The sequence below is a fragment of the uncultured Arthrobacter sp. genome (genome assembly GCF_964021775.1).
In the GTDB taxonomy this organism is placed as follows: domain Bacteria; phylum Actinomycetota; class Actinomycetes; order Actinomycetales; family Micrococcaceae; genus Arthrobacter.
Map to the genome: position 1 here is coordinate 24,422 of NZ_CAXHZI010000003.1, position 14,434 is coordinate 38,855.

Consider the following 14,434-nt stretch of genomic DNA (forward strand, 5'->3'; position numbering starts at 1 on the left):
CGGGGGCCTCAAGTGTACGTTCGCGCTCTGAAGGGGGCGGGACTAGTGTCCGGCGCCCGGGACGAAGCGCTTGATCGACGCCTCGAGTTCGGCTTCGGCCGCGGCACGGTCGCCCCAGCCCTCGGCCTTGACCCACTTGCCCGGCTCCAGGTCCTTGTACCGGGTGAAGAAGTGCTCGATCTCCTTGATCAGGAACTCGCTGACGTCGCCGATCTCGTTGATGTGGTCGAAACGGGCATCCGTCGGGACGCAGAGGACCTTGGCGTCGCCGCCGCCGTCGTCGGTCATGTTGAAGACGCCGATCGGGCGGGCCTCGACGATCACGCCGGGGTAGAGGTCGAAGTCCTGCAGGAGCACCAGGGCGTCCAGCGGGTCGCCGTCCTCGCCGAGGGTGTTCTCAAAGAAACCGTAGTGCGTGGGGTACTGCATGGAGGTGAACAGGACGCGGTCCAGGCGGACGCGGCCGGTCTCGTGGTCGACTTCGTACTTGACGCGCGATCCCTTGGGGATCTCGATGGTCACGTCATGCTTCATGGAATGCTCCTCGACGGATTCAGGGGGTGCGCGGCACACACGACCAGCAAAAAATCAGTGCCGGTGCCGCCGACTACTATTGAGGATATAGCGACAGGCCCTGGTTTCAGGAACTAGTGGGGACATTTCAGGACTAAAGGACCAACAGCAGCATGAAACCCAGAAAGAGCCGGGAGGGCACGGCTCACGCGCCCGGAACGCTGGGGCGCACCATTCCGATGCTGCTGCTGACCCTTCTGGTCATCGCGCTCGCCGTCCCCGCCGGCGTGGCGGTCAGCCCCGGATTCCGGGGTCCGGCCCGGCCCCCGGAACCCGCCGCGGCCGGACCCTGGCAGCAGTTGCCCGCCAGCCTCAGCACGCCCGACGGCGGTCCGGGAACCGCCGGCGCCATGCGGCCGCTCAGTGACGCGGCACCGGTACCGGAAGCCGCAGTCCTCACCGCAGCCCTCACCGCCACGCTGAAGACCGACGGCGCCGGATCCTTCAGCGGCGTGGTGCAGGACGCCATCACCGGCAAGGTGCTCTTCGACCGGTCCGGCGACGAGGTCCGCGCCCCGGCATCCAACATCAAGCTGCTGACCGCCGCCGCCGCGCTGCGCACGCTGGGCCCGGACCGGCGCTTCAGCACGAGGGTCGTGGCCGGCCCCAAGCCCGGTTCCGTGGTCCTGACCGGCGGCGGAGATGTGCTGCTGGGCGCCGGCAAGTCCGCGCCGGACGCGGTCCTGGGCCGTGGCGGGCTCGCCACCCTGGCGGAGTCCACCGTGGATGCCCTGCGGAAAGCCGGCACAACCGGCCCGGTGTCCGTCCTGCTGGACGATTCGCTCTTCACCGGACCGTCCCTCAGCCCGGCCTGGAGCCCGGAGGACGTGGCCGCCGGCGAAGTGGCGCCGTTGTTTCCGCTGGCACTGAACTCGGCCCGCTTCGACCCCGCCGTCACCACCGGACCCCGTCCCCGGGACGCCGCCATGACCGCTGCCGAGGCGTTCGCCGCCCGGCTCTCGGCCGCGGGCGCCGCCGCGGGGCTCACCGTGGCACCCGGCGTCGCCAGGCTGCCCGCGGCGCGCAAGCCTTCCCCGGCCGCCGGCGGACAGGCCGGCAAGGTCCTCGCCGAAGTCCAGTCCGCCACCGTCAGCCAGCAGGTGGACCTGATGCTGCGCACCTCGGACAACTACCTCGCCGAGGTGCTGGGCCGGATGGTGGCGGTGGCCAGCGGGAAACCGGCCAGCAACGCCGGCGCCGTCGCGGCCGTCCTGCGGCAGCTCGAGGAACTGGGCATTCCCGCGGCCACGCTCCGGGCAGCCGACCTGGCCGGACTGACCCTGGATAACAAGGTCTCGGCGCGGCAGCTCGCCGCCGTCGTCCGCGCGATGACCACGGGCACGGACACCCGCCTCCGGTCCGCCCTGGCCGGGTTCCCCGTGGCCGGACTGACCGGAACACTGGGCAGCCGGTACACGGATACCAGCACCGCCCGGGGCGCCGGCCTGGTCCGCGCCAAGACCGGGACGCTGAACACCGTGATCGCCCTCAGCGGCTACGTCGTGGACGCCGACGGCCGGCTCCTGGTTTTCTCCTTCATCGGCAACGGCCTCACCCCCGGGGCTGCCGGCAACAAGACGGCCCTAGACCGGACAGCCTCGGTCCTGGCCGGCTGCGGCTGCCGCTGAGGCGGCGCCGTTTCGACGGTTCCCTGCGCTTTCGTGGGGCGAAACGTCTAATCGGCGGGGAACCATCGAAACGGCGGGCACCGGCTGCCCGTTCGCTCCGCGACGAACTTAAGGCGCATCCCCGGTCCGCTGTGATCTGATGGGGCTATGGAGTCCTCTTCGCGCGAGACAGCAGCCCAGACGCCAGGCCAAACACCGGCCCAGGCCCTGATCAACTGGGAGCTCGCGGCGTCCACGGCCGCGCGGCTCACGCCGGCCGGGCCGTCGCTGGGGTCCGCGGAGATCGGCGCCGCCGTCGAAAACCTGCGCCTGATGGCCGACATTTCCGTGCCGCACGTCCATGACATCACCGGACTCGAGGCGGCCCGGGACCTCCGCGACTCCTCCGTCCTGGTGGTGGACCGTGCGTCCTGGGCGAAGGCGAACACGCAGAGCTTCGCCGTGATGCTCCAGCCCGCCATCGAGAAAATGCTCGAAGGCCGCCGTGGAAACGTGGGCCCGGGCGCCGCCAGCGTCAGCGGCGCGATCACCGGCAGCCAGCTGGGCGCCATCCTGGCGTTCCTCTCCAGCAAGGTCCTGGGCCAGTACGACCCTTTTTCCGCGCTGGCTGAAAATTCCACGGCCCCCGCCGCCGGCCGGCTGCTGCTGGTGGCCCCCAACATCATCGCGGTGGAACGTGAGCTCAACGTCGCGCCCGAGGATTTCCGGCTCTGGGTGTGCCTGCACGAACAGACCCACCGCGTGCAATTCGCCGCCGCCCCCTGGCTCCGTCACCACATGCTGGACCAGATCGAGGACCTCAGCGCCCACCTGCTGGGCAACGTCGACTCGATCATGGAACGCGCCGCGGCAGCTGCGAAGGCCCTCAAGGACCGGTCCGCGCCCGGAGCGGCCCCCGGCCGCGGGGCAATCCTGGACCTGTTGCAGGACCCGGCCGAGCGTGCGGCGATCTCGCACCTCACCGCGGTCATGAGCCTGCTGGAAGGCCACGCCAACGTGGTCATGGATGCGGTGGACGCCAGCATCGTCCCGTCCGTCAAGACCATCCGGCAGCGGTTCAACGCCCGCGGCAAGGACCGCGGAGCGATCGAGAAGTTCATCCGCAGCCTGCTCGGCCTGGACGCAAAAATGCGGCAGTACAGCGACGGGTCGAAATTCGTCCGCGAAGTCGTTGACGCCGCCGGCATGGAAGGCTTCAACAAGGTCTGGGAGTCCGCCGACCACCTGCCCACTGAACCCGAAATCCACGACTCGAAGCTCTGGCTCGAACGGATGGGGCTCTAGTCCGCGTGCCGGCCACCAGCAACCCGGATCTCCCAGCTGCCTCCGGCGGACGACGACGGCCCGGCCGGCTGGCGCCCGTCGTCGGCAAGGCGCGGAAAATGCTGCAGGACGCCCTCGCCGACGCCGGCTACCCCGCGCGGGTGCTGGTGGCCTGCAGCGGCGGCCCTGACTCGCTGGCGCTCGCCGCCGTCGCGGCCTACTTCGGCCGCCGCGGCCACGTGGACGGGCACCCGGTGTCCGTCGGCGCCGTCGTGGTGGACCACCAGCTCCAGCCCGGCTCGGCGGAGGTGGCCGCCGCGGCGGCCGCGGCGCTGCAGGAGCTGGGACTCGCCCCTGTCCAGGTCTGCACGGTCGACGTCGCCCCCGCCGGGATGGGCCCGGAAGCCGCCGCGCGGGACGCCCGGCACGCCGCCCTCGAAGCCGCCGCCGACGGGACCGGCGCCGGAGCCATCCTGCTGGGCCACACCCTGGACGACCAGGCCGAGCAGGTCCTGCTGGGGCTGGCGCGCGGCTCCGGGACCCGCTCGCTCGCCGGGATGCGGCCGGTGCGCGGCCGCCTGCTGCGGCCGTTCCTGGGCCTGCGCCGGGCCGACACCCTGGAAATCTGCGCCGTCGAGGGACTGGACCCCTGGCACGACCCCAGCAACGAGGACCCCTCGTTCGCCCGGTCACGGACCCGGGTGGAGGTGCTGCCGATGCTGGAGGACAAACTCGGCCCGGGCGTGGCCGAGTCGCTGGCCAGGACGGCGTCCATCCTGCAGCTCGACGCCGACTACCTTGAGGATGTGGCAAACGACACTTTTGCCCGCCTGCAGGAGCGCGCCGGCACGGAGCTCAGCCTGCCCGAGGCCGCGCTGCGCGAACTGGCGCCGGCAGTGAGGTTCCGCGTGATCGCCAAGGCGGCCGCCGCCGTCGGCGGTCAGCAGCCGAGCTACCAGCGGCTGCTCGCCGCGGAGGCGCTGCTGCGCCGGCAGGGCTCCGCGGGGCCGGTGGAGTTGCCCGGCGGTGTCAGCGTCTACCGGCTCTCGCTCGCCCAGCTGCTCGCGGCGGAGCGGTCCGCCGACGCCGGCGGTCCCCGTGAGGGCGCCCGCTGTGGGAAGCTTGTATTCCGGCCTCAAAAACCGCCCCAAGAATAGTCGCACCCGCATCTACACAGGAGCCATTGGTGGATTCAAACGACGTCCAGGCAGACCTCAAGCACGTTCTTTACTCCAAGGAGCAGATCCAGTCCCGGATCACCGAACTCGCTGCCCAGATCGACAAGGACTACGAAGGCCGCGATCTGCTGATCGTCGGTGTGCTCAAGGGTGCGGTCATGGTCATGGCGGACCTGGCCCGCGCGCTGCACAGCCACGTCTCGATGGACTGGATGGCCGTCTCCTCCTACGGTTCCGGCACGCAGTCCTCCGGCGTGGTCCGCATCCTCAAGGACCTGGACACGGACCTGATGGGCAAGGACGTCCTGATCGTCGAGGACATCATCGACTCCGGCCTCACCCTCTCCTGGCTCAAGACCAACCTGGAGTCCCGCGGCCCGGCCTCGGTGGAGATCTGCACCGCGTTCCGCAAGCCCACTGCCGCCAAGGTCCAGATCGACGTCAAGTACGTCGGCTATGACATCCCCAACGAATTCGTCGTGGGGTACGGCCTGGACTACGCAGAGAAGTACCGCAACCTCGACTTCGTGGGCACCCTCGCACCGCACGTCTACGAGTAGAACCGGCGGCACCGCCCCGGCTCGACGCTGAGCCCGTTCTGCCCCCCGCACAGCCCTCCGCTACGCCGATAGGGAACTTTTACCCTTGACCGTGCGTGAGTTACTGCGACGGTGTATAGCTAGAACCTGACGCAGCACCACACGCGCGCAGATCGGTCGCCGTGCAGCACTACCAGGAGGGACGGGGCGAGCCCCCGATCAGATGAAAGCTAAGAGTTTCTTCAAAGGCCCGGGCATCTGGATTGTCGTTGTTATCGGCATGCTCCTGCTGGCCTTTGCCACCCTGGCCCCGGGGGGATCGGTCCGGATCGACACGGACAAGGGCCTGGAGCAGTTGTCCACCGGCAAGGTCGAGCAGGCCAAGATCTTCGACGCCGAGAACCGCGTGGACCTGGTGCTGCGGGACGACTACCAGGCTGACGGGCAGAACAAGGGCAAAAACGTCCAGTTCTACTTCGTCAACGCCCGCGCCGCCGACGTCGTCAAGGCCGTGACCGCTGCGAAGCCGCCGAGCGGCTTCACCGACCAGCCGGTCGAAAGCAACTGGTTCTCCGGCCTGTTCTCGCTGCTGGTCCCGGTGCTGCTGCTGGGTGTGCTCTTCTGGTTCCTGCTCTCCCGGATGCAGGGCGGCGGTTCCAAGGTCATGCAGTTCGGCAAGTCCAAGGCCAAGATGGTTAACAAGGACATGCCGCAGGTGACCTTCAGCGACGTCGCCGGCGCCGACGAGGCCGTCGAGGAACTCCAGGAGATCAAGGAATTCCTGCAGGAACCGGCCAAATTCCAGGCCGTGGGCGCCAAGATCCCCAAGGGCGTCCTGCTGTACGGCCCTCCCGGCACCGGCAAGACGCTGCTGGCCCGCGCCGTCGCCGGCGAGGCCGGCGTGCCGTTCTTCTCCATCTCCGGTTCCGACTTCGTTGAAATGTTCGTTGGCGTGGGTGCCTCCCGGGTCCGTGACCTGTTCGAGCAGGCCAAGGCGAATTCGCCGGCCATCATCTTCGTGGATGAGATCGACGCCGTCGGCCGGCACCGCGGTGCCGGCATCGGCGGCGGCAACGACGAACGCGAGCAGACCCTCAACCAGCTCCTGGTTGAAATGGACGGATTCGACGTCAAGACCAACGTCATCCTGATCGCGGCCACCAACCGGCCCGACGTGCTCGACCCCGCGCTGCTGCGGCCGGGCCGCTTTGACCGCCAGATCTCGGTCGAGGCGCCCGACCTGATCGGCCGCGACCAGATCCTGAAGGTGCACGCGAAGGGCAAGCCGATGGCTCCCGGCGTCGACCTCAAGGCCGTCGCGAAGAAGACCCCGGGCTACACCGGCGCGGACCTGGCGAACGTGCTCAACGAAGCCGCACTGCTCACGGCCCGCTCCAACGCCAACCTGATCGATGACCGCGCCCTCGACGAGGCGATCGACCGCGTCATGGCCGGCCCGCAGAAGCGCAGCCGCGTGATGAAGGAACACGAGCGCAAGGTCACCGCCTACCACGAAGGCGGCCACGCCCTGGTCGCGGCGGCGCTGCGCAACTCGGCGCCGGTCACCAAGATCACCATCCTGCCGCGCGGCCGGGCCCTGGGCTACACCATGGTGGTTCCGGAGAACGACAAGTACTCCGTAACCCGCAACGAACTGCTGGACCAGATGGCCTACGCCATGGGCGGCCGGGTGGCCGAGGAACTCGTCTTCCACGACCCGTCCACGGGCGCCTCCAACGACATCGAAAAGGCCACCGGGATCGCCCGCAAGATGGTCACCGAGTTCGGCATGAGCGAGCGGGTGGGCGCGGTGCGCCTCGGACAAGGCGGCGGCGAACCGTTCCTGGGCCGCGACGCCGGCCACGAGCGCAACTACTCGGATCAGATCGCCTACGTTGTGGACGAGGAAGTGCGCCGCCTGATTGAGGGAGCGCACGACGAGGCCTACGCCATCCTGACCGAGAACCGCGACGTCCTGGACCAGCTGGCCCTGGAGCTGCTGGAACGCGAAACCCTGAACCAGAACGAGATCGCGCAGGTCTTCACGAATATCCGCAAACGCGATTTCCGCGAGATCTGGCTCTCCAAGGAGACCCGGCCGATCCAGGCCGTCGGCCCGGTCGAGTCCCGCCGTGAAAAGGCAGAGCGCGAAGCCCAGGAGGAAGCCAAGGAAGCCCGGCTCGAGGAACCGCTGGACACCCGGCCGCCGCACGCCCAGGGCGTCCCCGGGCAGGAGCCCTTCCAGGGCGGTGTTACGGATCTGGGGCCTGACGGCCATCCCGGCTAGGCTTCTTCTGTGACTTCCTACTTCGACGACGACGACGTTCCCGCCACCGCCGGCCCCTTCCCCGCGGAAGGGGCGGCGGCCCCCGGCCAGAACACCACCACCGTGGACCACCCCCGGATCCAGGCGGCGGTGCGCGAGATCCTGCTCGCGATCGGCGAGGACCCGGACCGCAGCGGCCTGCAGGACACCCCCAAACGCGTCGCCAAGGCCTACGCGGAGATGTTCGCCGGACTGCACCACGACCCGGCCGAGATCCTCGCCACCACCTTCGACCTCGACCATGAGGAACTGGTCCTGGTCAAGGACATCCCGTTCTACTCGACCTGCGAGCACCATCTGGTGCCCTTCCACGGCGTCGCCCACGTCGGGTACATCCCCTCACACGACGGCAAGGTCACCGGGCTGAGCAAGCTGGCCCGGCTGGTGGACATGTTCGCCCGCCGCCCGCAGGTGCAGGAACGGCTGACCACGCAGATTGTCGAAGCCCTCGTCACCCACCTCAAGCCGCGCGGCGCGATCGTCGTCGTCGAATGCGAACACCTGTGCATGTCGATGCGCGGCATCCGCAAGCCCGGTGCGAAGACCGTCACCAGCGCGGTCCGCGGGCAACTGCATGACCCGGCCACCCGCGCCGAAGCCATGAGCCTCATCCTCGGAAGGTAAGAAAAAACACACTATGGATTCCCTCGCCGCAGCCCCTGGAACAGGTCCTGCCACCTCGCCGCTGCCCGTGCTGCGCAAGCCGCGCCCGGCCGCGAGTTTCAAGGACCTGCCGACGGACCGGACGCTCGTGATGGGGATCCTGAATGTCACCCCTGATTCGTTCAGCGACGGCGGCCGCCACGCGACGCCGGACACAGCCATCGCCGCCGGACTGCGGATGTTCTACGCCGGCGCGGACATCATCGACGTCGGCGGGGAATCCACCCGTCCCGGCGCGGCCGGGGTCAGCGTCGAGGAGGAGCAGCGCCGGGTGCTGCCCGTCGTGGAGGCGCTGGTCAAGGCCGGAGCCCTCGTCAGCATCGACACCACGCACGCCGCCACCGCCGAGGCCGCCCTGGCCGCCGGCGCCGCGATCATCAACGACGTCTCCGGCCTCACGATCGAGCCGGAAATGCTCGAACTCGTGGCGCGGAGCAAGGCGCCGTACATCCTCACGCACCGCCGCGGCGACGCGAACACCATGGACTCGCTGGCCGACTACAACGACGTGGCAGCGGAAGTCGCCGCCGAACTCGCCGGTGTCCGGGACAAGCTGTACGCGGCCGGCGCCGCGCCGGAGCAGATCATCCTGGACCCGGGTCTGGGCTTCGCTAAGAACGAGTCGCAGAACTGGGAACTGCTGCACAACATCGACGTGCTGCAGGGCCTGGGCCACAAGGTCCTGGTCGCCGCGTCCCGGAAGCGCTTCCTGGGCAGCCTCCTGACCGTCGCCGGCAAGGCCGCCGCACCCCACGAACGGGACTCCGCCACCGCGGCCGTGACCGCCATCAGCGCGTACCGCGGCGCCTGGGCCGTCCGGGTGCACGACGTTGGGCCCAGCCTCGACGCCGTCAAGGTCGCCGCCCGCCTCGCCCCGGCCAGCAGTCCGGCCCGCCCGGCCCTCCCGGCCACCGGCCCGGCGGCTCCGGCCGCACCCGGCGACAGCTGAACCGGCGCATTATGGACCGGATCACGCTGAGCGGTGTTACCGCCGTCGGGCACCACGGAGTGTTCGACTTCGAACGCCGGGACGGCCAGCCGTTTGTCGTCGACGCCGTGCTGCACCTGGATTTTTCCCAGGCCGCCGCGAGCGACGACGTGCGGGACACCGCGCACTACGGCGAGGTGGCCGAGTGTATCCGCGGCTGGATTACCGGTACCCCGCTGAACCTGATTGAAGCCCTCGCGGTGCGGATTGCCGACGATGTGCTGCTGCGCTTCCCGGTGGCCGCGGTGGACATCACCGTGCACAAGCCCAAGGCCCCGATCCAGGTCGACTTTGGCGACGTGTCCGTCAGCGTGCACCGGGAACGGCCATGAGTCCGCACGCCGCCCCCTACACGCGCGCCGTGATCGCGCTTGGCAGCAACCTGGGGGAGCGCAACGACACGCTTTCCGCCGCCGTCGCCGACCTCGTCGACCCGCCCGAGGTACGGCTGCTGGCCATCTCGCCGATCGTGCAGACCAAGGCCGTCGGCGGCCCGCCGGACCAGCCGGACTTCCTGAACATGGTGATCGCCGTGGAAACCTCGCTGTCCCCCAAGGACCTGCTGCGGCACTGCCACGCGGTGGAACAAAAGCACTTCCGGGTCCGCGAGGTCCGCTGGGGTCCGCGCACCCTCGACGTGGACATCATCACCTACGGCGACGTGGTCAGCTCCGACCCCGACCTGACGCTTCCGCATCCGCGCGCCGCGGAGCGCGCCTTTGTGCTCTATCCCTGGTCCTTGATCGAGCCCGCGGCCGAGCTGAACGGGGAACGGGTGGGCGACCTCGCGGCCAAGGCCGCCGATTTTCCGGACCTCGTGCCGTTCGACGGCTTCGAGGAACTCAAGGGCACGGCCGGCGTGGTGGAGGCGCCGTGAAACTGATCAGCCCGCTCCTGCTGCTCGTCATCGGCGTCGCCCTCGCCGTCCTGGGCTGGCTCGCCAGCCTGATGACCGCCCGCTACGGGTTGAACACCCCGGTGCTGCCGTTGACCGGTCTGATCACCATGGGCGTGATCGTGGCCGTCACCCTGGTCCTCGGCATCCGCGTGCTGCGCTGGCGCAACGGGAAAAAGAAGAAAATGCTCAACCCGATCCTTGCCGCCTGGACCCTCGTCCTCGCCCAGGCCTGCGCTTACACCGGGACCGTGCTGCTGGGCTGGCACGCCGGGATTTTCCTGGACCAGCTGCGGCTGTGGTCTGTGCGCAGCGGGCAATCCATCACCTGGGAGACGCTGTCCATGGCCGGCGGCGGCCTTGTCATGGTGGTGGTGGGCCTCGTGGTGGAGCGGTTCTGCCGGATTCCCCCGGAGGACGGCGACGCCGAGGGAACCCCCGGGCTGCAGGGCAAGCGCGGCAAACCCGAGGCCGAAGGCGAATATGCGTACCGAGGCGATTGACCCTCCGGGGGTGGCCTGGCTGCGGGTTTCCCCGCGCTACGTCACCGTGCGGGTGGCGGCCTGGGCCCTGGCCAACGTGGCCGCCGTCGCGGTCCTGTCGCTGCCCCTCGTCCTGGTCCTCACCGGCGTGTGGGACTGGCCACCGCTCTGGCTCGCCGTCGCGCTGCCCGCCGCGGCGCTCGTGCTGGCCCTCTGGCGGCTGGTCCTCATCCCGCGCCAGGTGCGCTCCATCGGTTACGCCGAACGCGAGGACGACCTCCTGATCCGGCGCGGCATCTTCTTCCAGCGCGTCCTGGTGGTGCCGTACGGCAGGATGCAGTACGTGGACATCGGCGCCGGCCCGGTGGAACGCGGACTGGGCCTGTGCACCCTCAAGCTTCACACCGCCTCGGCCGGGACCAGCGCGGAGATCCCCGGCCTGCCCGCGGCAGAGGGGGCGCGGCTGCGCGAACAGCTGTCCGCCCGCGGCGAGGCCCGTCTGGCCGGGCTGTGAGCGCCGCCGGGGACGGCTGGCAGCGCGTTCATCCGGCCTCCCCGTTCGTCCGGGGCTGGGTGGCGCTGGCAGCGATGTTTTTCTTTTTCGGCCGCGACGCCTTCGAACGGCTGCTCCAGGGCGGCCCGGTCTTTGACGAGCGGTTCGCCGGGCGGGCGCCGTGGCTGGTGCTCGGCGGCGGCACGGTGCTGCTGCTGACCGTGATCGGCTTTGTCCTGAGCTGGTACTTCACCCGCTACCAGGTGGCTGACGGGTACGTGCGCGTCAACACCGGGGTGCTGTTCAAGCAGCAGCGCCAGGCCAGGCTGGACCGGGTCCAGGCGATCGACGTCGTGCAGCCTTTGCTGGCGCGGATTTTCGGGCTCGCTGAGCTCCGGTTCGAGGTCGCCGACGCCGGAGCGTCCGCGGTGCACCTGGCCTACCTGCGCGCGGACGAGGCCCGCCAGTTGCGCGCGACCATCCTGGCCGGTGCCTCTGGTGCTACCGTAGGCACCGGCGCCCCCGGTGCTGCCGGTGCCGCGGCGGCGGCAGCGCCCGGCCAGCCGGCGGCAGCCGCCGTGGAGGCGCCGGAACGGGTGGTGCTGACCGTGCCGCCGCGACGCCTGGCGGGGTCGCTGGTGCTGAGCGAGCAGAGCGTCTTCATTGTCCTTGGTGCCGTGGCCTCGGTGCTGCTCTCGGCCGTCACGGAAAACCGCAGCTTCTATTTCTACCTGATCCCTGCCGGGCTGGGCCTGGCCGCGGCGTACTGGAACTCCTTCAACAAGGGTTACAACTTCACCGCTGCCATTTCCCCGGACGGCATCCGGCTCCGCTACGGCCTGCTGGACACCCAGGCCCAGACGCTGCCGCCGGGCCGGGTCCAGGCCCTGCGCATCAGCCAGCCGCCGCTCTGGCGGATCTTCGGCTGGTACCGGATGCAGGTCAACGTGGCCGGTTATGGCACGACCGGCGGCAACGGCGAAGGCTCCTCCAGGACCACCCTGCTGCCGGTCGGAACGCTGGCGGAGGTCTTCATCATGCTCTCGCTGGTCCTGCCCGACCCCGGCACCCCGGACCCCGTGCGCGTCTTCACGGCGGGCCTGAAGGGCCTGGCGCCCTCCGGCGGTCCGGCGGCCCGGGATGACGACGGCGGCTTCGTCACCACACCGGCGCGGGCGCGGCCGCTCGCCCCGCTGGGCTGGCGGCGCAACGGCTTCGCCGCCACCGACACCGCGCTGCTGATCCGGTCCGGCCGCTGGTGGCGCCAGCTGGTGCTGGTCCCGCACCAGCGCACCCAGTCGATCGCGCTGCAGCAAGGTCCGCTGGCCCGGCGCTTCCGGGTGGCGGACCTGGTCCTGCACACCACCGCGGGGCCGGTGACGCCGCGGCTGGTCCAGGCCGGCCTGGACGAGGGCAGGGCCCTGCTCGACGCGCAGGCGGCCCGGGCCCGGAGCGCGCGGAAACTGCAGACCAGCGAACACTGGCTCGACACGGCCGCACCGCTCAAACACGAACCAGTCGAACACGAACTTCTCGACCACGAACTTCTCGACCACGAACCGAAGGAAGGGCCGCAGCATGGCTAAGCCAGGACGCCTCGGCGTCGGAATCATCGGAGCCGGCAAGGTGGGCGCCGTCCTGGGCGCGGCGCTGCGGGCCGCCGAGCACGCCGTCGTCGGGGTTTCCGCCGTCTCGGACGCGAGCCGCGAACGCGCGGAAACCCTGCTGCCCGGTGTCCCCGTCCTCGAGGTGCAGGACATTGTGGAGCGCGCCGAACTGGTGCTGCTGGCGGTCCCCGACGATGCGCTCGGCCCCCTGGTCGAAGGACTCGCGAAGCTCGGCGCCTGGCAGCCCGGCCAGCTCGTGGCCCATACGTCCGGGCGTTTTGGCGTCGGCATCCTGCGCCCGGTCCGGGCCGCGGGCGCAATCCCGCTGGCGCTGCACCCGGCCATGACCTTCACCGGCATGAGCCTGGACCTTACCCGGCTGCTGGACTGCAGCTTCGGCGTGACGGCCGACCCGGCGATGCTGCCCATCGCGCAGGCGCTCGTGGTGGAGATGGGCGCCGAGCCGGTCGCGATCGCCGAGGGCGACCGCACGCTCTACCACGCGGCCCTGGCCCACGGCTCGAACCACCTGGTCACCCTCGTGGCCCAGGCGTCCGAACTGCTGCGCGAGGTGGGCGTCGAAGCCCCCGAACGCATGCTGGGGCCCCTGCTGCGCGCCAGCCTGGAAAACGCCTTGGCCTCGGGCGAGTCTGCGCTGACCGGGCCGGTGGCCCGCGGTGACGTGGGTACTGTCGCCGCGCACTCGGAGGCGCTGCGGGAACTCGACGGCGGCTCCGGCGGCGATATTCTGGAGGCGTACCTGGCCATGGCACGGGCGACGGCCCGCCGCGCGGGCAGCCGCGGGCTGTTGAAGCCGGACCAAATTAAGGGCATCCGGCGGGCGCTCGAGGGCCCCGACGCCGATGGCCCGATTCCTGAGGAAGGACCCTGAGATGGCAATCCAGCTCGTGACCACGGCTGCCCGGCTGCGTGCCGAGAGCGCCCGCCTGCTCACCGAGAAACGCGGCACCTCGCAGGGGCTCGTGCCGACGATGGGCGCCCTGCACGAGGGACATGCCCAGCTGGCGCGCACCGCCGTCGCCGAGAACGACGTTGTGGTGGCGAGTATCTTCGTCAACCCGCTGCAGTTCGGCGAGGCGGTGGATCTCGAACGGTACCCGCGGACACTGGAGGCGGACCTGGCCCTGCTCGAGGCCGAAGGCGTCGATCTCGCCTTTGCGCCCGCGGTGGAGGAGGTGTACCCCGGCGGGGAACCCCTGGTGCGGATCACCTCCGGTGTGCTGGGAGACAAGTGGGAGGGCGCCTCCCGGCCCGGGCACTTCGACGGCGCCCTGACGGTGGTGGCGAAGCTGCTGCACTACGGGCTGCCCGCGCTGGGACAGAGCACGTACCGGGCCTACTTCGGCCAGAAGGACGCCCAGCAGCTGGCCCTCGTGAAGCGCATGGTGGCGGACCTGAACTTTCCGGTGGAGATCGTCCCGGTGCCGATCGTGCGGTCCCCGGACGGGCTGGCGCTCTCCAGCCGGAACCGCTTCCTCTCGGCCGAGGAGCGCGAGGCGGCCCTGGTGCTGTCCCGGGCACTGCGGCTGGTCGAGGAGCGGGCCAACGCGCACGAACCCCTGGACCTGGACTCCGCCCGGGCCCTGGTGGAGTCCCAGCCCCTAGTGGAACTGGACTACTTCGACGTCGTGGACCCGCGGACCCTCGAGCCGCTCGCGGAGAACTGCCGGGAGACCCCGTTCCGCGGCGAGGGCCTGGTCCTGATCGCGGCCAAGGTCGGCCCGGTGCGGCTGATCGACAACGTGCCGCTGGACTCCTGAGGCCCCTGACCCCAGCTC

15 protein-coding genes are annotated in these 14,434 nt (G+C 70.1%); 14 read left to right on the top strand and 1 reads right to left on the bottom strand.

Annotation, left to right across the window (positions count from 1 at the left end):
* Positions 1–42: 42 nt before the first annotated feature.
* On the bottom strand, positions 43–534 hold the full coding sequence (locus ABIN76_RS03700; RefSeq protein WP_346958375.1) for an inorganic diphosphatase: 492 nt from the start codon (positions 532–534) through the stop codon (positions 43–45).
* A 152-nt stretch (positions 535–686) separates the two neighbouring features.
* Here ABIN76_RS03700 and dacB point away from each other — a divergent pair, with 152 nt between their 5' ends.
* From dacB to panC, 14 genes are all read left to right on the top strand, one after another.
* Positions 687–2,201 (top strand): D-alanyl-D-alanine carboxypeptidase/D-alanyl-D-alanine-endopeptidase, encoded by a 1,515-nt coding sequence (gene dacB, locus ABIN76_RS03705; protein ID WP_346958376.1) that lies wholly within the window; start codon positions 687–689, stop codon positions 2,199–2,201.
* A gap of 147 nt (positions 2,202–2,348) precedes the next feature.
* Entirely contained in the window at positions 2,349–3,485 is a 1,137-nt protein-coding gene (locus tag ABIN76_RS03710; RefSeq protein ID WP_346958377.1) for a zinc-dependent metalloprotease, read from the top strand.
* A gap of 98 nt (positions 3,486–3,583) precedes the next feature.
* Positions 3,584–4,621: a tRNA lysidine(34) synthetase TilS gene (tilS, locus tag ABIN76_RS03715; protein ID WP_346958644.1), complete on the top strand. Its 1,038-nt coding sequence runs from the start codon at positions 3,584–3,586 to the stop codon at positions 4,619–4,621.
* A 29-nt stretch (positions 4,622–4,650) separates the two neighbouring features.
* Positions 4,651–5,202, top strand: a complete 552-nt coding sequence (gene hpt, locus ABIN76_RS03720; protein WP_138767802.1) for a hypoxanthine phosphoribosyltransferase — start codon at positions 4,651–4,653, stop codon at positions 5,200–5,202.
* A gap of 202 nt (positions 5,203–5,404) precedes the next feature.
* Positions 5,405–7,468 carry an ATP-dependent zinc metalloprotease FtsH gene (gene ftsH / locus ABIN76_RS03725; RefSeq protein ID WP_346958378.1) on the top strand — a complete coding sequence of 688 codons (2,064 nt, stop codon included), beginning with the start codon at positions 5,405–5,407 and terminating at the stop codon, positions 7,466–7,468.
* Between the two features lie 9 nt (positions 7,469–7,477).
* Positions 7,478–8,131 carry a GTP cyclohydrolase I FolE gene (folE, locus tag ABIN76_RS03730; protein ID WP_346958379.1) on the top strand — a complete coding sequence of 218 codons (654 nt, stop codon included), beginning with the start codon at positions 7,478–7,480 and terminating at the stop codon, positions 8,129–8,131.
* A 13-nt stretch (positions 8,132–8,144) separates the two neighbouring features.
* Entirely contained in the window at positions 8,145–9,119 is a 975-nt protein-coding gene (folP, locus tag ABIN76_RS03735) for a dihydropteroate synthase (protein ID WP_346958380.1), read from the top strand.
* Between the two features lie 11 nt (positions 9,120–9,130).
* Positions 9,131–9,490 carry a dihydroneopterin aldolase gene (gene folB, locus ABIN76_RS03740; protein ID WP_346958381.1) on the top strand — a complete coding sequence of 120 codons (360 nt, stop codon included), beginning with the start codon at positions 9,131–9,133 and terminating at the stop codon, positions 9,488–9,490.
* Positions 9,487–10,035, top strand: a complete 549-nt coding sequence (folK, locus tag ABIN76_RS03745) for a 2-amino-4-hydroxy-6-hydroxymethyldihydropteridine diphosphokinase (RefSeq protein WP_346958382.1) — start codon at positions 9,487–9,489, stop codon at positions 10,033–10,035. Before folB ends, folK begins: the two co-directional genes overlap by 4 nt.
* Entirely contained in the window at positions 10,032–10,556 is a 525-nt protein-coding gene (locus tag ABIN76_RS03750; protein WP_346958383.1) for a DUF3180 domain-containing protein, read from the top strand. Before folK ends, ABIN76_RS03750 begins: the two co-directional genes overlap by 4 nt.
* On the top strand, positions 10,537–11,049 hold the full coding sequence (locus tag ABIN76_RS03755) for a PH domain-containing protein (RefSeq protein ID WP_346958384.1): 513 nt from the start codon (positions 10,537–10,539) through the stop codon (positions 11,047–11,049). The genes ABIN76_RS03750 and ABIN76_RS03755 overlap by 20 nt, the downstream gene beginning before the upstream one ends.
* Positions 11,046–12,614 (top strand): PH domain-containing protein, encoded by a 1,569-nt coding sequence (locus ABIN76_RS03760; protein ID WP_346958385.1) that lies wholly within the window; start codon positions 11,046–11,048, stop codon positions 12,612–12,614. Before ABIN76_RS03755 ends, ABIN76_RS03760 begins: the two co-directional genes overlap by 4 nt.
* A complete protein-coding gene (locus ABIN76_RS03765) occupies positions 12,607–13,527 on the top strand; it encodes a DUF2520 domain-containing protein (RefSeq protein ID WP_346958386.1) in 921 nt (306 codons plus the stop codon). The genes ABIN76_RS03760 and ABIN76_RS03765 overlap by 8 nt, the downstream gene beginning before the upstream one ends.
* A gap of 1 nt (position 13,528) precedes the next feature.
* The gene (gene panC / locus ABIN76_RS03770; protein WP_346958387.1) at positions 13,529–14,416 is read left to right on the top strand and encodes a pantoate--beta-alanine ligase; all 888 of its coding nucleotides are present in this window, start codon (positions 13,529–13,531) and stop codon (positions 14,414–14,416) included.
* Positions 14,417–14,434: the final 18 nt, after the last annotated feature.